We start from the raw sequence: 19,019 nt of genomic DNA, 5'->3' as shown, positions 1-19,019 counted from the left end.
TTCATCAACCCTTCGTGGCACCGGCGGTAAGGCCCGCGACGAGGTGTTTCTGGGCGAGCACGACGAAGAGGAGGATGGGCAGGAGCTGCACCGTCGAAGCGGCGAAGAGCACGCCCCATTCCACGCCTTCTACGGCGCCGATCATTTCGGATATCACCAGCGGCGCGGTCTTCGCGCGCGTCGTGGTGAAGATGAAGGCGAAGAGAAACTCGTTCCACGCATAGACGATCACGAAGACGGCCACTGCCACCATGCCCTGCGCGGACAAAGGGAGGATGATCTTGCGCAGGATCTGTCCGCGGGTTGCGCCGTCGATATGGGCCGCCTCGTCGACTTCCTTGGGAATCTGGTCGATGAAGGTGCGCATGACCAATGTGCCGAGCGATACGAAGAAGGTGGCGTAGAGCACGATCAGGATCAGATGCGTATCACTGAGACCAAGCGCGTTGACGGCCGGAAAGAGCGGTAGCGTGATGACGATGGGTGGGATGAGCCGGATGAAGATGAGGAAGAAGGCGCTGCCGGCCAGAATTCGGTGACGGAAGCGGGAATAGGCATAGCCCGCCATGGCGCTTGTGAGCACGGCAAGGATGGTGGCACCCACCGTTACGATCAGGCTATTGAGGAGCCCGCTGAAAAAGTCGCCCCAACGGGTGACGAGCGCCACGTAGTTGTCCAGGGTCGGGCTGAAGCCGAGCCGCGGCGGCACGGCGAAAATGTCCCGGTCGGCCTTGAACGACGACATGAAGATCAGAAGGATCGGCGCGAGCGACCAAGCGAGAACGGCCGCCACCGCTATGATTTTCAGAAAGCTGCGAAGGAACGATCTAGGGTGCATAGGTCGCAAACATGTCTTTGTAGAGCCGGCGCAGGTACCACAGCGCGAGGATGAGAGACGCGAGGACCAGGAGCCAGCCGGTTGCGGCCGCTTCACCGAAGGCGTTGTAACGGAAAGCCTCGAGGTAAAGATAGACTGCGAGCACCTCCGTCTGTCGCGCCGGGCCTCCTCCCGTGAGAAGCCAGACCTCCGAGAACAGTCGGAAGGCGAAGATGTAGCGGAACAGGACGGCGATCAGGATCGCCGGTACGAGCAGAGGAAGGGTCACGCGCCGGAACTGCTGGAGCGGTGTGGCGCCGTCCACCTCGGCCGCCTCGTAGAGTTCACGTGGGATCGCGAGCCGCGCCGCGTAGAGGATCACGAAAGTGAAGGGTAGATGCAGCCAGATGCTCAGGAGAGCGACGAGGATAAGCCCATGGGTTGGATTGATCGCCCATTCCAGCGCAGGCAGACCGAGCCACGCGAGGGCCTGGCTGACGTATCCGATGTCGAGGTCGAAGAGATAGCGCCACATGACGACGGCGCTCACCTCACTCACCGCGTAGGGTGCCAGAACTGCTGCGAGCAGGAGCGGCATCGCCCGCAGCCCGCTGGCAAACAGAAGCGCGACTCCAAGGCCGAGCAGAAGTTCCAGGTGGACGACGATGAGAACAACCAGGACGGTATTGCCAAGAGCACGCCAGAAGTAGGGATCGCCAAGTACCTGGGCGTAGTTCTCGAAGCCGACGAAGACGGGTTGCTGCCCGAAGGAGGATTGCGTCAGGCTGAGCCACGCCACGTAGAGGGCCGGCACAAAGATGATCGCGCCGATCAGGAAATGAACAGGCGAGATCAGGGCGATCGCTGGCCAAGGAGTCGGAACGCGGCGTGTCGAGTCTCTCATGGAGGGGGACAACTTCATCGTCACGCCTTCGCCGGATCGTCGGTCGTGATGTGCTGAAGGACCATAGCCGAGGGCATCCATTCGCAGAGGGGATCGCAGTTCGATCCGATGTAGTAAAAATAAAATCGGCAGCTGCGGAAAGTCAAGTTTTCTCTTGAAATTCATCTTTTCTCGTAATTATTCTACAAGGGTCATCGGACAGGCGACGATGGCCGGCATGCGTCCGGCTCGATCCGGCGGGCGCAGCAAATGATGGGGCCACGGCAGGCTGCCCATGCAATCCCGGATTGGGAGGAAAGCATCATGGTCGTAACGAGGCGAGATATTCTGGCGGGAGGCCTAGCGGCCGCTACGTTGCCGGCATTCGGAAATTTGGCGAACGCCCAGGGCAAGCAAATCAATGTATTCGCCCACCGGGTGTTGCAGAACGTGTCCAACGGCACCAAGGGCGGTGATGTCACGCAGGGTTTTGCGAAGGCCACCGACGCAACGGTCAACTGGGTGACTTTCGAGACGGGCCCCCTCCACGACCGGCTCTTCCGAGAAGCGTCCCTTGGGGAATCGACCGTGGATGTGGCCTTCATCCTGAACACCTACGCGACACCTCGGGTCGCTTCCATGTTCGAGCCGCTCGACACGTATATGGCAAAAGATCCGATCCCGGACTTGGGCGATGTTTTTCCGGGCCTAGTGAAGGGCGTAACCTTGGACAACCGCCTTTTCGCGATGCCCTTCCGCCACGCCTCGACGGGTCTGCACTACAACGAGGAGATCTTTGCCGAGCGCGGTATCAAAGGCCCTCCGCAGACAATCGAGGAGTTCGTCGAGGTTGCCAAGAAATGCACCTATACGCGGGCCGATGGAACGCCGGTGGTCGGCATGATCCTCCCCGGAGTCGCGTACCCGGAGGTCATCGCCCTGGCGAGGGCCTGGGATGCCGACTTCATCACACCGGACATGAAGGTCGTAGCGAATTCTCCGGCGATGGTGGCGGCTCTGACGATGATCCGCGATCTTTATACGGCTGGGGCCATTCCGAAGAATCTGACCGGCATGAAGGCGGAAGACGCCAACACCTGGATGCAGAACGGCCGCGCGGCTATGGCCGCCAGCTCCATGAGCCGATACGGGCTCTACAACGACCCGGCCAAATCGCAGGTCGCGGGCAAGATCAAGACGACCTACTTCCCCGTGGCGGCAGAACTGAAGGGCAAATACGAGGTTGCGCCCACCAAGGTCGAATTCTGGAGCATGGCGATCCCGAAGAATTCCAAGAACAAGGATTTGGCCTGGAGCTTCATCAAGGCCATGTCTTCCAAGGAGGCAGCGCTGGCAGCTGCTCTCAACGGCAACGGGCCCGTACGCAGCTCCACCTACGACGATCCGCGCATCAAAGCAGAGTTGCCCTATTCCGAAGCCGAGCGGAAGGTCTTGAAGGTCTCGCGTGTCCCGCTGCCCGCCTTCGATAATGCGGCACGGGCCGCCGATTTCTTCAAGGAAGAGGCCGAGGCCGCGGTGCTGGGCATGAAGACTCCGCAGCGGGCCATGGACGACCTGACCACCCGCGTTCAGAAGCTCATCGGCTGAGAAGCGTAGCCCGGTCGACGTCCTGGCCCAAATGGACGAGGACGTCGCCGGGTTCTACCATTGCTGGCACGCGTCGGCAGATCACCGTGCCGCCAGCGGTGAAGGCAATTTCCTCTGCCGGGCTGCCCGGTCGCTCGGGGTTGGACAGCCGGGCCGCCGCGTCGCCGGCATTGACGTTCTGACCCAGCGTAAACATCGGCTCGAACAAGCCGCGCCCCGGCGAGCGCACGAAATGCTCCGCCTCGATGGAGAGAAGCCGCGTCTGCGGCGGCGGACCATTCGCGGGAAGGATCCCCATATGGGCGAGAACTCGTGAAAGCCCCTGTTCGGCAAGGGCGACCGTTTCTCTCGTTACGCCTCCCCCGCCAGCGAGTTCGGTTGCCATGGCTACCACGCCCCGCTCCAGGGCTTCGGCCACCAGGGTGCCACGGGCTTCGGGCCTGCGGACGACCGCTGTCACGGGTGCACCAAACGCGATCATGAGGTCCAGGACACGATCCGCGAGCGCGGCCTCTGACGGGAGACGTCCGAAGGCACAAGGCAGATAGTCAAGAGTGCTTCCCCCGCTGTGAAAATCGACGAGGAAGTCCGTCTCCGCCAGCAGCAAACGGCTGATGCCCTCGGCAAGCTGGCTGGTCGGGCCGCCGTGGGCATCGCCAGGAAAAAGCCGTGCGAGATTGCCTCCGTCGAATGGGGACGTGCGCCGCCCTGCCAATGAGGCTGCCGGATGCGCGCAGGGCAGGATGATGACACGCCCACGGATGGCCTCAGGCCGAAGGGTGCGGGCAAGGCTGCCGAGCACGATCTGGCCTTCATACTCGTCGCCGTGAATCCCGGCGGTGAGGAGCGCCGTCGGTCCGTCTCCGTTTTTGACCACGATGACCGGAACGACGATCTGGCCGTAGGCCGATCGGTCATGGGACCAGGGCAGTCGCAGGGCTCCGACAGTGCGCCCAGGACGATCGAGGGGAATGTCGAGCCGCGCCGGCCCCGGTTGCGTCGTCATGCGGCCCGGTCCGCCCCGAAGGCCTCGGCGTGGGCGAACAGGCCGGGCGTGCCCCCGGAATGAACGAAGATGACCGAATGCTCGGGCCGCACCAGGCCGGCTCGCAGGGCCGCCTGAAGGCCTGCGAGCCCCTTACCGGTGTAGATCGGATCGAGCAGCAAGCCCTCCGTGCGCCCCGCGAGCCGGACTGCCGAGAGGCTTGCCGCCGATGGCTTGCCGTAGCCGGGGCCGATCTCGCTATCCACGATATCGAAGTCCTCGGCCGTCAGCCTGCAGGAAAGGCCCAGCCGCGTTGCGGCCTCGTCGGCTGCGGTGACGATCCAGGCTTTCAGACGGGCGGCGGGCTGCTGGGCGCTGATGCCCACCAGACGGGCCGGACAGGAGAGGTGCTTGAAGCCGAGGGCGAGACCGGCGAGAGACAGTCCCGAACCGCAAACGGAAATCACCACGTCGGGAATGCCGGGGCCGGCTTCGGCATCTCGTAGGAGTTCCGCCGCGCCGGACATCCACCCGGCAACAGCAGTGGCGGCACTGACACCGGTGAGCTGCACGATGAAGGGTTTCCTGCCCTGCCGCTCGTAGTTGTCAGCGATCTCCGCGAGTTCCTGCGTGATTTGCGGATCCCAGGGGTCGGTGACTTGGGTGAATGTGATGGCGGCGCCCAAAATCTCGTCGAGCAGGAGGTTGCCCACCAGCGCGGTGCCGGTTGCCGCGCGCAGATGCAGATGACAGCCGAGGCCCAGTTTTGCAGCAGCCCCTGCAAGGGAGCGGCAGAAGTTGGATTGGCTGCCCGCTGTCGTAACGAGGATATCCGCTCCTGCCGCCAGCGCCTCGGCAAGGATGAAATCGAGCTGGCGGAGCTTGTTCCCGCCCAAGGCATAACCCGACAGGTCCTCTCGCTTTACCGACAATTGGGCCACCCCGAGGGCCGAGGCCAGTTTCGGGGCCGGATCGAGAGGTGTCGGCAGACGGGACAGCACCAGCCGGTCGAGCCCGGTGGTGGGATCGCGAACAATCTGGAGCATGGCTTGAAATCTCGCGGCTGGGCATTTCCAGTCCAGGACGCATTGCGCCTCGTCCTGGGTGTGTGTAGATTAATTACAAAAATCCGCGAGTCAACCCGAGAATGGCTCCACGTTCCTTCAAATCAGTACTGAATGTGTGTGATTGTCGCCAGATATCTATTCGGTGCCGACGCCCTAATATGGAAACTTAAATGACTGATAAAACAGAACAAAAATTGAAAGAGCTGACGATCGAGCTTCCAGCTGTGACGGGATCGGTGAAAAACTACATCCACACGAAACGGACCGGCAATCTGTTATATGTTTCCGGCCAGCTCTGCTTCGGGCCCGACGGCAAGATTCCGCCGCGCTATATCGGCAAGATCGGAAGTACGGTGTCGGCCGAAGATGGATATGCCGCCGCCCGCCTGTGCCTCATGCACGTTCTCAGTCACGCCCGCCTTGCCCTTGGGTCCCTCGATGCGATCAAGGAATGTGTCAGGCTCGGCGGCTTCGTCAACGCCGAGCCCGATTGCACTGATCTCGCAGCGGTGATGAACGGTGCCTCCGATGCCATCGTCGAGATCTTGGGTGAGAGAGGACGCCATTCGCGTACAACCATCGGTGTGGCGACGCTCCCGCTCGGATCTTGCGTGGAGGTGGAAGCAATCCTAGAAGTCGCCGCGTTGTGACGATGTTGCGCGCGGAGATGAGGAGTCCCGATGATGCCTGAAGCCGCCACAGATTCCCAATCGGATTCGAACCGGTTTCTCGAGAAGCTGGCGGCCCAGCGGGCACATCTTTCTCCGTCTGAACGGCGTGTGGCGGATTTCGTGCTCGATCATCCCGAGCAGATCATCCGCATGTCGATTGCGACCCTCGCTGAAACGGTCGGCGTCAGCCAGCCGACGGTGCTGCGCTTCGTCCGCGCGCTTGGCCTCCAACGTTATCCGGAGCTGAAGCTTCTCACCGGGCAGAGCATCGTCTCCGGCACGCCGTATCTGCATAGCGAGGTCGCTCCGGACGACGAGCTCGACACCATTGTCACGAAGATCTTCGACTCGAGCGTCTATGTCCTGAGTTCCGTCCGCCAGTCCATCGACCGGGAGGCGCTCCGGCGCGTCGTCGGCATCCTGCACAAGGCCCGCCGCATCGATTGCTTCGGCACGGGCGCGGCGAGCATCCTGGCCATCGAAGCTCAGCATAAGCTCATGCGTCTCGGCATTCCCGTCGTGACCTACGGCGACACGCATCTGCAACGCATGGCAGCCGCCACTCTGCGTCCCGGCGACGTAGCCCTGTGTTTTTCCCACACCGGCGAGGTGGGCGACACGGTGAAGATGGCTCGGATGGCACGGCAGGTTGGAGCGACGGTCATCGCCGTGACGCGCCCGGGGACGACTCTTGCCAACGCGGCCGATGTCCTGCTCGCCGTGGATGCCCAGGAGAACACGGAGGTCTATGCACCGATGACCTCTCGCGTCGCCCACGCGGTGCTGATCGACGTGATCGCCACCGCCCTGGCCTTGAGCTTCGGTGAACCCATGCTTGCCCGGCTGCGGGAGGTGAAGGACAGCCTCGCGGACCTGCGCCTCCAGCCGCATCGAGGTGAAGCAGGCTCATTCCGGAAAGACCGCCCATGAAGATATTCGTGGCCTCCCTTGCAACGGAAACCAACACGTTCTCTCCGATTCCCACGGACCGCGCAGCCTTCGAAGATGCGTTCTATGCCCCGCCGGGCCAGCATCCCGAGACGCCGACGCTCTGCTCGGCTCCCTTCGTGGCGGCTCGTCGAAGGGCTCGCGAGGAGGGGTTCACACTGGTCGAGGGAACGGCGACCTGGGCCGAGCCTGCAGGCCTCGTAAGTCGCGACGCCTATGAAAGTCTCCGGGACGAGATTCTCGACCAGCTCCGGGCCTGTACACCCGTGGACGTTGCTCTGTTCGGATTGCACGGCGCTATGGTGGCGGACGGTTACGACGACTGTGAGGGCGATCTTCTCACCCGCGCCCGCGCCATCGTCGGGCCAGACGCGGTGATCGGCATCGAGTTAGATCCCCATTGCCATCTCAGTGACGCCATGGTGGCTGCTGCCACGATCATTGTCACCTTCAAGGAAGTGCCGCATACGGATTTCCTGGAGCGCGCGGAGGATCTGGTCGATCTCTCCCTGCGGACGGCGCGTAGAGAGATCAATCCGGTGGTCTCGGTGGTCGATTGTCGCGCCATCGCCAACTTCATCACGAGCCGCGAGCCGGGGCGCTCACTGGTCGACCGGATCAAGACCCTGGAAGGGCGGGACGGGATCCTCAGCATTTCCGTCGTTCACGGATTTCCGGCTGCGGACGTCTACGACGTGGGGACCAAGATCGTCGTGGTGTCCGATGCAACGCCCGAGCGGGGCGAGGCGCTCGCTCGTACCCTGGCCAAGGACGTGCTCGGGTTTGGTGGCAATCGCCTGCCGCCGATGCCTTCACCCGCCGAAGCGGTGAAGGCTGCGCTTGCCCTCGAGGGTGGCCCGGTGGTGCTGGCCGACCGCTGGGACAATCCGGGCGGAGGGGTCGCGGGAGACAGCACCTTCCTCATCCATGAACTCCTGAAGTATCCGACCGTCCCAGCGGCGGCCGGAGCCCTGTGGGATCCCGTGGCCGTCCAGTTCTGTCACGCGGCGGGACCCGGCGCACGGCTGGCGCTTCGCATTGGCGGCAAGGTGGCGCCGAGTTCTGGGCCTCCGGTGGATGCCGAGGTCGATGTCATCGCCGTGACCCGCGACCTCGTGATTCCCTTCGAGACAAGCCTCGTCTCTCTGGGGGCGGCTGCAGCCGTGCGCATCGGGGCGCTGTCCGTCGTCGTTGCATCGAAGCGCGCGCAGACCTTTCATCCGGACGTGTTCCGCAATCTCGGGATCGATCTCGAACGGCAGAAGATCGTGGTCGTGAAGTCCGCCAGTCACTTCCATGCAGCTTTCGCGCCGATCGCTCGAGAGATCATCTACGTGAATTGCGGCGGCCCCTATCCACCGGATCCGGCGAAGATTCCCTATACGAAGATCCGCCGCCCCATCGCGCCGCTCGATCCGGTGTCTGAGCCGGTGCGCTGACGGCCGACGGACGAATTTACGCGACCGTCGCACCGCTCGGTCAGCTGCCTGCTGGAACTGTCGTGAACTCTTCGATAGCAATGAGGGGTTTGTTCGGTCCGAGATAGACAGCGACATCGGCTGACAATGATCGTCCGGACGCGCCGCGACCCCAAAGCGGCCAAGCGCTTGCGCCTCTTGAAGGAACAAGGTTGTCCGCCTGGGCGGACGGTAAGCTTGTCTCCGCGATCATGTCTCCCCACGTGCCATTTTCCTCCGACGGATTTCTTGCGTTGGTTGAGGATGGAAAAAAAGAGTTGCGAAAGAACCCGGATTCCTATCGGCAAGCTAGCTGGTAAAGCAGTTCTGCCGAGCCAAATTAATGCAATGATCCGACACCTCAGCCGCCTCGCCATGGCTCTCCTTGGCCTTTACGCTTGCGCTATCGGGGCGCTATTTCTTGGCCAGCGCAACCTCGAGTACCCGACCTCGCAGCAGCGCGCGACAGCAGCCGAAGCCAACCTCGTCGGATTTCAGGATCTGGTGCTGACGACACCCGATGGCGAGACACTGGTCGCCTGGTGGAAGCCTCCCCAACCCGGCAAAGCGGTCATTATCTACTTCCACGGCAACGGAGGCACCCTCTGGAGCCGGCGACTTCGGGCCCACGCTCTGACCAAAACCGGCCGGGGCCTCCTCATGGTAAGCTACCGGGGCTATTCAGGCTCTACGGGTTCACCAACGGAGACAGGTCTTCACACGGATGCGCTCACTGCCTACAACTGGGTTACTCAGTCTTATGAGGCTTCCCGCCTGGTCACCTACGGCGAATCCCTGGGCACGGGGGTCGCGGTCCGCCTCGCCACCGAACGATCGATCGCCGGCCTGATCCTTGATGCGCCTTACACATCCACGGCGGATGTCGCCAGCAAGGTCTACTGGTACGTCCCTGTTGGTCTGCTCATGCTGGACCAATTCCGATCCCTCGACATCATCCAGAGGGTGAAGGCACCAATCCTGATCATGCACGGCACCCGGGATCCCGTCGTCCCGTTTGAGTTCGGCGAAAAGCTCTTCCGGGCAGCCCCAGAGCCAAAGACCTTCCTCCGCCTCGAAGGTGTCGGCCACTCATCCAACCTGGAGAGAGGTGGCTTAAAAGCCGTCGATGATTTCGTTGGCGCCATTGAGACCCGAGCGGAGCTGGAGCTTCCAATACACCCTTGAACATCCGCCTCGCGATCTATCTCTTGTCCCTGCTTCATCTCGATCTTGGCCGCTCTGTGATCTTCTCACGGCCGATCCTGGCGGTGATACTCGAGAGGCTACCGAACACCCTGCTCTTGACGGGAGGCGCTACCGCCCTGCCCTTCGGACCGGGTTCGCTTCTCGATATTCTCGCCGCGTCGCGGCCGGGGGCCTTCGCGACAGGTTCTTGTCGATCGACTCGCTGACGCTCCATGCGATCCCCGGCTTCTGGTTGGGAGCCCGCGACCCATCGGACATGGCTCTTAAAGCTCGAGTTTGTGGATCTCTTCCGAGGTGTCGACATCCTGGAGAATGGTTGGGTCCGTGGTTGGCCACTCCAATACGCCAGTTCGCCCGCGAAGGCCCGGCCCTACGCCTACATCCCCCGAAAGCCCCTTGATCATGTCTTCAAGTTCACGCGAGAGCACGACGGGATTACCGCGTTGGCCATTCAACGTTGGGACCAACGCCGCTGGCTCGCCCATCTCTCGCCATCTGTTTACGAGAGTGTCGATCAATCCGGCTTTGATAAGCGGCATGTCTCCAAGAAGAATGACAGCTGCCTTAGACTTGGGCGGGAGCGCAGCAAACCCCGCCTTCAGCGACGTCGAGAGCCCTTCCGCGAAAGAGGCATTACGAATAACTTGGGTTGGAAGCCCCTTCAGTGAATCCTCGATCTCATCTGCCCGATGGCCCGTGACCACGATCACCGGGTCAGCAATGGAGATGACGGCGGCCTCGACCACGTGGCGCACCAGTGGTTTGCCGCCGAGCCGCGCGAGTAGTTTCGGTTCTTGCCCGAACCGGGTGCCCCGCCCGGCGGCGAGAACGATAGCCGCCACACCACTCATTCCTGGCCGCCGCCTGCACGCGGTTGTGGCCGTGTGACGATCTCCTTGAGAAGTCCTCCGACCCCGAAAGCAGTAATGTCGGCACGGGTGACAGGGACATCCGCCAGTATGCGGTGCAGAATCCAATCAAACCCGTTCTCCTTCGTGGACCGGGCGCAGCCTGGGGCGCCTATGATGGGTTTGCCTGCGATGGATCCGATGAGAATCAGGTTTCCCGGATCGACGGGCATGCCGAAATGCTCCACGCGCCCACCGGCCATTTCGATCGCAGAAGGAATGACATCGCGGCGGTCAGCAATGGCGGACGCCCCGAACACGATGATGACACGCGTGTCGCCGGTTTCCTGATGCGCTAGCTCGCGCGCTAACGCAGTCGCGTCATGAGGCACGCGGCGATCCCAAGCGATCGTTGCATTCGCCGGTGCCAGCCGCTTGGCGAGCACTGCAACCGTTTTATTGATCACGCTCGGCTTGAGCCACGGCAGAACCGTTGATATGACCCCTACCTGACGGTGGGTGTAAGGGGCAATACACAAAGCCCCTGTACCGGCCCTCGCGACGCCATCCCGCAGCAGGATCTTGGGAACGGCATAGGGAATGATCTTGACGGTGCCGATCATCTCGCCAGCGGCGACCGGCGTATAGGCCGGCAGGGTGGCTGCGGTCATGGCTTCATCGACTGCGTTGAGGCTATTGATCGCGTCGATGTCGATCAGCAGAATCCCTGCGGTCTCGGCATACAGGTTGCAGCGCCCCGTGAACGGTTCTCCGACGACGACGTTTTCTCCTCCAAGAGCCTTGGCGAGCTGCCTGGCGGCTTCGTCCTCTCCGATGTCCCCGGGTTCCAGCCGCGCTACGGTCATCCTCTTGACGCCAGCCTGCTTCAGCTGTGTCGCGATCTCCGCCGTAACGAGGCTTCCCTTCCCCACCATCGTCTCGCCGACTCGCACGCTGTGAGCCGCCAGCGCCCCGATTGCTTCCTCCACCGGAACAAGGCCGAACTTCACGCCGATCGTCTCCGCTCTTTTCGCAGAGTTGCAACAATCTCGGCGAGGACGGAGACGGCGATCTCTGCAGGCGAGACGGCACCGATGTCGAGTCCGATCGGCGCGTGGATGCGGGCGAGATCCACTTCGGTGATGCCAGCTGCGGTCAGACGCTGGATGCGGCGCTCATGAGTTTCCCGCGAGCCGAGCGCGCCAATGTAAAAGCATTGGGACTGCAAGGCAGCCGAAAGCGCCGCATCGTCGATCTTCGGATCGTGGGTGAGCGCCACTACGGCCGTATAGCGGTCGAGCTTCAAGTCCGGCAGGACGGTATCAGGCCATTCGGCCAGCACCAGTACATCTGGAAAGCGCTCAGGGGTCGCGAAGGCCGTGCGTGGGTCGATGATGGTGACGTCAAGATCGAGCCTCCTCGCCATAGGGGCCAGAGCCTGGCTGATATGCACGGCGCCGATGATGACGACTCTCACCGGCGTCACCTGTACGGTCAGGAAGAACTGGCGGCCATCCCGCTCCACGAGGCGGCTCTTGCCTTGATCAAGGCATTCCTGCAACTCCTGAACCAGGGGATCTTCTCGAACTTCCTTTTCTCGGACAAGGCGCTGTTCGCCCGAGATGATATCGGTGATGAGGATTGCTGCACGCCGGGCTGCCTGCTCCGCGTTGAGATCGGATAGGAGACCCAATCGCATGTCGTTTCCTCAATTTCCTGGCTGAATGGCGTTCGGCGTCACCGCGTCTCCCCGAAACGTGACGCAGCCTCGGTCCTGCATCCGAACTGCGGCGAGGAAAGATATGATCGGTGGCGGTCTCATCACCCTAGTCCACCCGCTCCACGTAGATCCTGATCCGGCCGCCGCATGACAGCCCAACCTGCCAGGCAGTCTCGTCAGCGACCCCAAACTCTAGCAGCCGCGGTTTCCCGTCCTCGATGACCCCCAGAGCCTCCGTAATGATCACCCCTTCGACGCAGCCGCCGGAAACGGATCCGAAAAAGTTCGTGTCTTCATCGATGACCAGGTGGCTGCCGACGGGACGAGGGGCCGATTTCCATGTCTCGATCACGGTTGCAATCGCAACGCCTTTGCCTGCACGCCTCCAGGCTTCTGCTGTCCTCAGGATGTCAGTGTCGTTCGAGAGCATGTGATTTCCCGGCAAAAAGGCGACCTTAGAGCACCGCTTGCAAGTCGATACTGCCATTATCGACGCTTGAACCGCAACCGGAATACGGCCGGGCGGACGTTACGACATTTATCGGGTTCGAGTTGGCATGGCCGACACCCGAGCATTGACAGGTATCGGATCGCAGCGTCGGTGCGCAGGGCATGAGCATCTATCCGATGGCACTGGCGGGATGCTCAACGATATCTACAGTCGCCGCATACTGGAGCTTGCTTCTGCCAATGCGCTTCTCGCGAAGCTGCCTGAGTCCGATGTCAACGCAACAGCCCATTCCAAGCTGTGTCGAGGTCGCCGCGTATCAGAAACTCGACGGCGACTAATCTACCCCAGACTTTGCAACGTATCCGTCACAACCTGTAACAAAGCCCTCGGCTACCATCCAATTCGTTGTGTATTGGCCGGTCTCCGTGGCGGGGGATGAAGTTACATACCTTGTCGTGTCGCCGTGTGTTCGGTACTCAACTGCGAGGGAGGCGACACAACATGCGGGTTCTTCGTGTTTTCGTAGGGTTGCTGCTTGTTGGCTTGATCGGAGCTGGTTCTTTACTGACATGGCTGGCGGCCTTTCCGTCCATCGATCCGATTCAGCCACTGGCGCGCTCCACGTTCTCTCCTGAACTGATCAAGAAGGGAGAGGTGCTCGCGGCCTTCGGCAATTGCGCTGGGTGTCATACCAAAGTGGGCGGGGAGGCGTATTCCGGCGGCCTCTCATTGCCGACGCCGTTCGGAGTGATCTATTCCACCAACATCACGCCCGACCCGGAGACCGGTATCGGCCGCTGGTCCGAGGCGGCCTTCCGCCGGGCCATGCGCGAGGGCATCGACCGCGAGGGCAATTTCCTCTACCCGGCATTCCCGTATGATCATTTCACCAAGATCACGGATGAGGATAACAAGGCGATCTACGCCTATCTCGCCACTCGCAAACCTGTCCGGGTTGATCGAACTCGGAATGAACTCTCGTTTCCGTTCAATATTCGCATGCTAATGGCCGGGTGGAACCTACTGTTCTTCAAGCCGGCGGTGTTCCAGCCTGATCCAGCCAAGGACGAGCAATGGAATCGCGGTGCCTACCTCGTGCAGGGGCTGGGGCATTGCGGATCCTGCCATTCCCCGCGCAATCTTCTCGGGGCGGAGAAATCCGACCAGGATCTCGGTGGCGGTGCAGCGGAGGGCTGGCACGCTCCAGCCCTGAACGTTGCGTCGCCCGCGCCGGTGCCTTGGACAACTGACGCTCTCGTCAATTATCTTCTCGACGGCTGGGATGAGCACCACGGGATCGCGGCTGGTCCTATGACCGGCGTCGTGAATAAACTCGCCGACCTGGCAGAGGAAGACATCAAGGCCATGGCCGTTTACCTCCGCTCTCTGCAAGGGCGGCCAACGGACGAGTCCCAGGTAAAGGGCAAAGTCGCGTCGGCCCGGCAGCGGGATCTCAGCCTAACGAAAAGCGCCAATGCTGCGACACCAACCGCAACCAAGCTAGAGAGGGGTGAGGCAGTGTTCGCAAGAGCGTGTGTGAACTGTCACCGAGCCGGCACTGTGTCGGCGACCCAGCCGGTACCACTTGGAGTGACGACGAGCGTCTCGGCGCCCGACCCGCGTAATGTAATCCGCATCATCGTCGAAGGCATTCGGCCGCCCAAGGGCGTACCGGAGCGCTCGATGCCAGCCTTCTCGTCTCTGTCTGATGACGACATCGCGGATCTCGTGACATTCATGCGGGCCCGGTTCAGCGAACAGCCCGCCTGGAACGATGTGAGCTTGCAGATCCGGGAGGTACGGAGGAGCGCTCACTAGCGCCGTTGCCACTCAGATACGACCGACCGTGCGCCGATACCTTCTTCTCGGCCGCCTGCATCGCGGCAGCCGTCGCCTTCTGTCTCAATTAACGCGCCCTGAGCCTAGGTTAGGCCATTCGACCGAATTGTCTTATGCCGCAGGTCTACTAAAATAAGCATTCGATATCTCTGCGAAGCTTTATCGCGACTGAGAATTCTCTATGCCGACTCTAGGAGGATTTCTTCCGAGCGAGTAAAGGACTGGCCGCGCGGAAACAAAGTTTCGGCAACGGTCACGGGTAATAGGGGCAACACATGAGGTCGCTTGCTTTACTCTCAGTTAGATCCGCGTATGCGGCGCTTCGCTCGTGCGTGAAACAATGTGTGAGAGACCGGAGCGGCAACGTCACAGTGATGACCGCCTTGGCGCTGCCCGCGTTGATTGGAGCCACCGGGCTCGGTGTAGAAGTCTCCTATTGGTATCTCTCCCAGCGTTCCATGCAAAATGCAGCCGATTCCGCAGCGATCGCGGCGGCAACGAACGGAGCCGCGAACTACAAGGCCGAGGCTAAAGCAGCCGCCGCGAAATATGGTTATGTGGACGGGATCAACAATATCTCGGTGACCGCCTCGAACACCGCGCTCTGTCCTGCCGGCGGCGCCAATTGCTATAGCGCTACCATCACCGGATATGTGCCGCAGTTTCTCTCCCAGGTGGTCGGCTACAAGGGCACGGTTGTTGGCGGTGGTGGTACGCCGCAAACAAAGCTGAGTGCGACGGCCGTTGCGCGTCTTTCATTGATGCCGCGCGAGTACTGTATTTTGGCGCTGGGAACCAACGGTATCGCATTCGGGTCGAATGGCGCCCCGAAAGCCAATCTGGCCGGTTGTAGTATCATGTCCAATGCAGGAGCCCGCTGCAACGGCAACAACTTAGGGGCAGACTACGGCGATGCGGCGGGGAAGAACGATGGTTGCGGGGTCATCCAACGGTCGAATGTGACACCACTTGCCGACCCCTACGCCGGATTGCGGTCGAACATTCCTTCCGATCCCTGCGGGGGCAAATACCCTCAAAAGGGAAATGCGGGTTTCCCGGCCGCGAACACTTGGAGCGGGACAGTCACCTTGGCGGCCGGTCCCAACAACGTATGCGGTGACTTGGTGCTGGGAGGCGATGTCACCATACGCACACCGCCTGAGGGTGCCGTCCTCGTAATCTGGAACGGTCAGCTTTATACCGGCAAAAAACCGAACGGTCGCACATTGCGCACCGATGCCAACTCGGCTCTCACGATCGTCTTCACGGGGACCTTTGCCGCTGGCTACACCCATACGCCGACCGGAGATGGAACTCTCGACTTCCGGGCGCCGACCACCGGGCCTTGGAAAGGCATCGCTATTTATCAGGATCCGAACCTGACCACCGGTGTGGACATTTCCGAAGCAGGCAACACGCCCACCTGGAAGATCACTGGGATGGTCTACCTGCCCCATGCAAGCGTTACGCTGAGCGGGGCAGTCAACAAGTCCAGCGACGGCCAGTCATGCTTCGGCCTGGTTGTAGACAACCTGACCATTAATGGGACAGGCGCAATTATGTCTCATGGGGCCTGCGCCGAAGCAGGGCTTGAATTGCCCACCGGCACCGCCCCGACGGGGCGTGGAGCATTGGTTCTCTAGATGAGGTGCTCCATGATAGCGCATTCAGGTCGGACACATGAATCTCGTTCCCTTCGAGCGTAGAGGCCGCAGTTGCAGGCATGTCACCCGGTGCTCCCTGTCTCTCTGGGAGGACAAGTGCGGCGTGGCTGGGATCGAATTCGCTCTTGTCGCTGGCGTTTTGTGCTTTCTCTTACTGAACGGCATAGAAGTCGCTCGCTATGCCTATATCGTGATGCAGGTGCAAAATGCTGCCCAGGTCGGAGCGCAGTCGGCATGGAAGGCCTGTGATCCGACCAAGGAACTGCCGGCGAAAATCCTCTGCCCGGGACTGAGCGCTGCTATTGCCAGAGCGATAAAGAGCACGTCGCTGGGCGACGGCGTCACTCTTCAACCAAACTCTCCCTCAGAAGCCTATTATTGTCTCAATAACACCAACGCCCTGATACCCGACGGCGGAATTCCTCTCGGTAGCAAGCCTACCGACTGCAATACGATTGCCGGCGCTCAAGCCGGGCAGCCGGGAGATTACATCAAGGTTGATGTCACCTACGCATACCGCCCGCTGTTTCTCGATTTTACGGTAGGACGGTTTTTCGACAAAACCATCGCGAAGACAACCTACATGCGGTTGCTATAAGAATGAGACAGGCTTGGACAGAGAAGGTGCGGGATGAGTGCGGCGCGACTGCGATAGAGTTCGCGTTGGTAGCGCCTGTCTTCCTGGCGCTACTCCTCGGCATCTTCCATCTGTCCCTGCTCGGGTTCACCATAGCGAGCCTCAACTACACCGTGGAGAAAGCCGCGCGCTGCGATGCTATCGCAACGAATTGCCCGGACATCGCGACCTACTATTTCGCGCCTGCTCCAGCGCCGGTGGTTACGCACGACAAGACTGCGCCTTGCGGCGCATCCGTCAGTGCGACCGTAACCTATCAACTGAACGTGCTGATTTATCAGGCGTCGATTCCGCTATCTGCGTCAGCATGCTTCCCTTAGAGCCTGACTAGGGGATGTCGTGTCCGGCGCTTGCTGACCGTTTTTCGCTAAGACGCATCAACGGTTCAGTGCTCGCGTTAGGAAAAGAGCCGGACTAGGAGCCCGGCTAAGGTAAAGGTCCGACAGTCAAAACCTTCCAGAGGGAACGGCCGACGCGACACCGCCGGGACGATGAAAGCGGTGCCGCGTTGAAATCAGCCAGAGGTCACATCGGCTGCATCTCGCATATTTGCAATGTAGCACGCTTCAAAAAGAGCTGCGTCAAATGCATTCTTCCAAGTGCGTAGAAGTGTGTGCTTTGCGGGTTTCTCACTTTCTCGGCGCTCCGCTAAATTTGCGCCGGATCCTCACACAATGCCCGGCGGTAGGGCCGGTAAGCTCGCGGGGCGGGTTCCTCCCAACTAGGCGAGCATCAGGTTGACGGCCTGGGGCTCACCTTCGGCACTTTGGCCCCGAGCGGGACCGTCACGAGGGGCGCGACAGCTGCCGGATGTTAAAACGCGCGTGTTCTAGGAAGCCAAATTCGCTCCAGCAGCAGATGCGCCCCCTCCTCGTTCGACATGGATCGAGCTGGACTCCTGCGGAGCGCGGCTTAGGGGCGAAAAACCGGTGGGACGCGCCCAGGCGACTGCTGCCGCCGCACGATTGTGCACGCCGAAGTAACGGAAGATCGCGGATATATGAATTTTCACAGTCCCCTCACCGAGTTTAAGCGCTGATGCTATCTCCTTGTTCTGCTTGCCTTGAACCAACAGCTCAAGAACATCCCTTTGACGGGGAGTGAGCTGGTTTCGTGCGTTCGCGTCGGCGAGGATGTAAAGTTCGGGCAGCCTGATGACATAATCCGGGACCTTGGATGATACCTCGGCAAGTGATGGTGGCACGTAAATTCCTCCCTCAAGTATGAGGCGGAGCGCGCGGGTCAGTTCTGCAATGCTCAAGTTCTTGGGCATATATCCATGCGCGCCGGCTTCCAGTGCCGAAAGTATATTGTGCCTGGAATCCGAGATCGAAGTGACGGCTACCTTCGTCTCAGGGAAGCACTCCCGGACGATCCGGAGACTTGCTGCGGCTTTCATCCCCGGAGTGGAGAGATCCTGGATGACAAGGAAAACTTCAGCATGCGCAGGAAGATCCTTCTTAGCTTCCTCAAAGGAATGCGCTTCGATGACGTCAGAGAAGCCGAACTCGCGCGTCAATAGCGCGCTGACCGCCATCCGGAAATACAATTCGGCGTCAGCGATGAGTGCGATGCGTGTAGGGTTAGTCACAGAAAGCCTCCTCCGACGAGAGGTCGATGTTACTTAACTGGTAGATATCGACCGGATTTTCTGCCCCATAGAGTACGCTGCTTTCAGCGGCTTGAGATTTGCGCAGCGTCGCCAGTAATCCTCATTCTTGGTACTGTCGCCCTGCGAATGTACGGCATTATAATCCTGCAACCATTAATAAATTCCGCAGGGTCAAGCTCTGCCAATTTGAGCTTGCGCGAGACTGGTTAGATTTTAGATTCTATCGTCTTTCGGGTTAAATTAAAGTAATACCTACGGATTATTTGATCGTTCAGTTAATACTTAAGAGGTAGGATATGCGTTTGACTCGAAACTCGCGTTGAAAGTTGCGCATTGAGGCTGTCCTACGTACGGATCTCGCCTATCCATAAGTTTTTGTTAACCATTTTTTAAAACAAAGAGGATCTGTTAACGGAAATTCAACAGCGTTCGCTGGGGAGCGATATGGCAAGTTCGAGAACGTTGATGGCTGCGGCCATCGCCATGCTTGCCCTCGGGCAGGCGGTGTCGATCATGCCCGAAATCGGCGTCATCACCCCCGCGTTGGCGCAGGCTGGAAGCACCGCTCCGCGCGCGAAGCTCATGCGCATCCGGGTGTCCGTGAAC

At 60.7% G+C, this 19,019-nt stretch carries 18 protein-coding genes and 1 pseudogene; 10 read left to right on the top strand and 9 right to left on the bottom strand.

What is annotated here, in order from left to right:
• Nucleotides 1-4 precede the first annotated feature (4 nt).
• Nucleotides 5-793 (bottom strand): carbohydrate ABC transporter permease, encoded by a 789-nt coding sequence (locus I2H38_RS19075; RefSeq protein ID WP_324617444.1) that lies wholly within the window; start codon nucleotides 791-793, stop codon nucleotides 5-7.
• A 34-nt stretch (nucleotides 794-827) separates the two neighbouring features.
• Nucleotides 828-1,739, bottom strand: a complete 912-nt coding sequence (locus tag I2H38_RS19070; protein WP_229426811.1) for a carbohydrate ABC transporter permease — start codon at nucleotides 1,737-1,739, stop codon at nucleotides 828-830.
• Between the two features lie 285 nt (nucleotides 1,740-2,024).
• Between I2H38_RS19070 and I2H38_RS19065 the strand changes: the two genes are divergently transcribed.
• Nucleotides 2,025-3,308: an ABC transporter substrate-binding protein gene (locus I2H38_RS19065; RefSeq protein ID WP_196273462.1), complete on the top strand. Its 1,284-nt coding sequence runs from the start codon at nucleotides 2,025-2,027 to the stop codon at nucleotides 3,306-3,308.
• Here the strand turns inward: I2H38_RS19065 and I2H38_RS19060 are convergent.
• The gene (locus tag I2H38_RS19060) at nucleotides 3,298-4,314 is read right to left on the bottom strand and encodes a succinylglutamate desuccinylase/aspartoacylase family protein (RefSeq protein ID WP_196273461.1); all 1,017 of its coding nucleotides are present in this window, start codon (nucleotides 4,312-4,314) and stop codon (nucleotides 3,298-3,300) included. The two genes, I2H38_RS19065 and I2H38_RS19060, sit on opposite strands and share 11 nt — an antisense overlap.
• Entirely contained in the window at nucleotides 4,311-5,339 is a 1,029-nt protein-coding gene (locus tag I2H38_RS19055) for a 1-aminocyclopropane-1-carboxylate deaminase/D-cysteine desulfhydrase (protein ID WP_196273460.1), read from the bottom strand. Before I2H38_RS19055 ends, I2H38_RS19060 begins: the two co-directional genes overlap by 4 nt.
• A 191-nt stretch (nucleotides 5,340-5,530) precedes the next feature.
• Between I2H38_RS19055 and I2H38_RS19050 the strand changes: the two genes are divergently transcribed.
• The 5 genes and pseudogenes from I2H38_RS19050 to I2H38_RS19030 all read left to right on the top strand — a co-directional run.
• Entirely contained in the window at nucleotides 5,531-6,010 is a 480-nt protein-coding gene (locus tag I2H38_RS19050; protein WP_196273459.1) for a RidA family protein, read from the top strand.
• Nucleotides 6,011-6,040: 30 nt separating this feature from the next.
• Nucleotides 6,041-6,961 (top strand): SIS domain-containing protein, encoded by a 921-nt coding sequence (locus I2H38_RS19045; RefSeq protein ID WP_196273458.1) that lies wholly within the window; start codon nucleotides 6,041-6,043, stop codon nucleotides 6,959-6,961.
• Nucleotides 6,958-8,418 carry a M81 family metallopeptidase gene (locus I2H38_RS19040; RefSeq protein WP_196273457.1) on the top strand — a complete coding sequence of 487 codons (1,461 nt, stop codon included), beginning with the start codon at nucleotides 6,958-6,960 and terminating at the stop codon, nucleotides 8,416-8,418. Before I2H38_RS19045 ends, I2H38_RS19040 begins: the two co-directional genes overlap by 4 nt.
• A 366-nt stretch (nucleotides 8,419-8,784) precedes the next feature.
• A complete protein-coding gene (locus I2H38_RS19035; RefSeq protein ID WP_196273456.1) occupies nucleotides 8,785-9,621 on the top strand; it encodes an alpha/beta hydrolase in 837 nt (278 codons plus the stop codon).
• A 5-nt stretch (nucleotides 9,622-9,626) separates the two neighbouring features.
• Nucleotides 9,627-9,880: pseudogene (locus I2H38_RS19030) on the top strand (ABC transporter permease); the annotation flags it as partial.
• 25 nt (nucleotides 9,881-9,905) lie between these two features.
• On the opposite strand, the gene I2H38_RS19025 reads toward I2H38_RS19030, so the two are convergent.
• The 4 genes from I2H38_RS19025 to I2H38_RS19010 all read right to left on the bottom strand — a co-directional run bounded on the left by I2H38_RS19025 (nucleotide 9,906) and on the right by I2H38_RS19010 (nucleotide 12,640).
• Nucleotides 9,906-10,493, bottom strand: coding sequence for a nucleotidyltransferase family protein (locus tag I2H38_RS19025; protein ID WP_196273455.1), 588 nt, complete (start codon nucleotides 10,491-10,493; stop codon nucleotides 9,906-9,908).
• Nucleotides 10,490-11,500, bottom strand: a complete 1,011-nt coding sequence (locus tag I2H38_RS19020) for a molybdopterin-binding protein (RefSeq protein ID WP_196273454.1) — start codon at nucleotides 11,498-11,500, stop codon at nucleotides 10,490-10,492. The genes I2H38_RS19025 and I2H38_RS19020 overlap by 4 nt, the downstream gene beginning before the upstream one ends.
• Nucleotides 11,497-12,189, bottom strand: a complete 693-nt coding sequence (locus I2H38_RS19015) for an XdhC family protein (protein ID WP_196273453.1) — start codon at nucleotides 12,187-12,189, stop codon at nucleotides 11,497-11,499. Before I2H38_RS19015 ends, I2H38_RS19020 begins: the two co-directional genes overlap by 4 nt.
• Nucleotides 12,190-12,316: 127 nt before the next feature.
• On the bottom strand, nucleotides 12,317-12,640 hold the full coding sequence (locus I2H38_RS19010; RefSeq protein ID WP_196273452.1) for an XdhC family protein: 324 nt from the start codon (nucleotides 12,638-12,640) through the stop codon (nucleotides 12,317-12,319).
• Between the two features lie 522 nt (nucleotides 12,641-13,162).
• Here I2H38_RS19010 and I2H38_RS19005 point away from each other — a divergent pair.
• The 4 genes from I2H38_RS19005 (at nucleotide 13,163) to I2H38_RS18990 (ending at nucleotide 17,121) form a co-directional block, all read left to right on the top strand.
• Entirely contained in the window at nucleotides 13,163-14,479 is a 1,317-nt protein-coding gene (locus I2H38_RS19005) for a c-type cytochrome (RefSeq protein ID WP_196273451.1), read from the top strand.
• Between the two features lie 296 nt (nucleotides 14,480-14,775).
• Nucleotides 14,776-16,143 carry a TadE/TadG family type IV pilus assembly protein gene (locus I2H38_RS19000; RefSeq protein ID WP_267875979.1) on the top strand — a complete coding sequence of 456 codons (1,368 nt, stop codon included), beginning with the start codon at nucleotides 14,776-14,778 and terminating at the stop codon, nucleotides 16,141-16,143.
• 124 nt (nucleotides 16,144-16,267) lie between these two features.
• A complete protein-coding gene (locus I2H38_RS18995; protein WP_196273449.1) occupies nucleotides 16,268-16,762 on the top strand; it encodes a TadE/TadG family type IV pilus assembly protein in 495 nt (164 codons plus the stop codon).
• 2 nt (nucleotides 16,763-16,764) lie between these two features.
• A complete protein-coding gene (locus I2H38_RS18990) occupies nucleotides 16,765-17,121 on the top strand; it encodes a TadE/TadG family type IV pilus assembly protein (protein ID WP_196273448.1) in 357 nt (118 codons plus the stop codon).
• A gap of 509 nt (nucleotides 17,122-17,630) precedes the next feature.
• Here I2H38_RS18990 and I2H38_RS21445 read toward each other — a convergent pair.
• A complete protein-coding gene (locus tag I2H38_RS21445) occupies nucleotides 17,631-18,392 on the bottom strand; it encodes a response regulator transcription factor (protein ID WP_324617443.1) in 762 nt (253 codons plus the stop codon).
• Nucleotides 18,393-19,019 lie beyond the last annotated feature (627 nt).

The sequence above is a fragment of the Microvirga alba genome, from assembly GCF_015694465.1.
Taxonomy (GTDB): Bacteria; Pseudomonadota; Alphaproteobacteria; order Rhizobiales; family Beijerinckiaceae; genus Microvirga; species Microvirga alba.
Note: the sequence above shows the minus strand (reverse complement) of the source record. Positions and strands in the feature narration are given on the sequence as shown.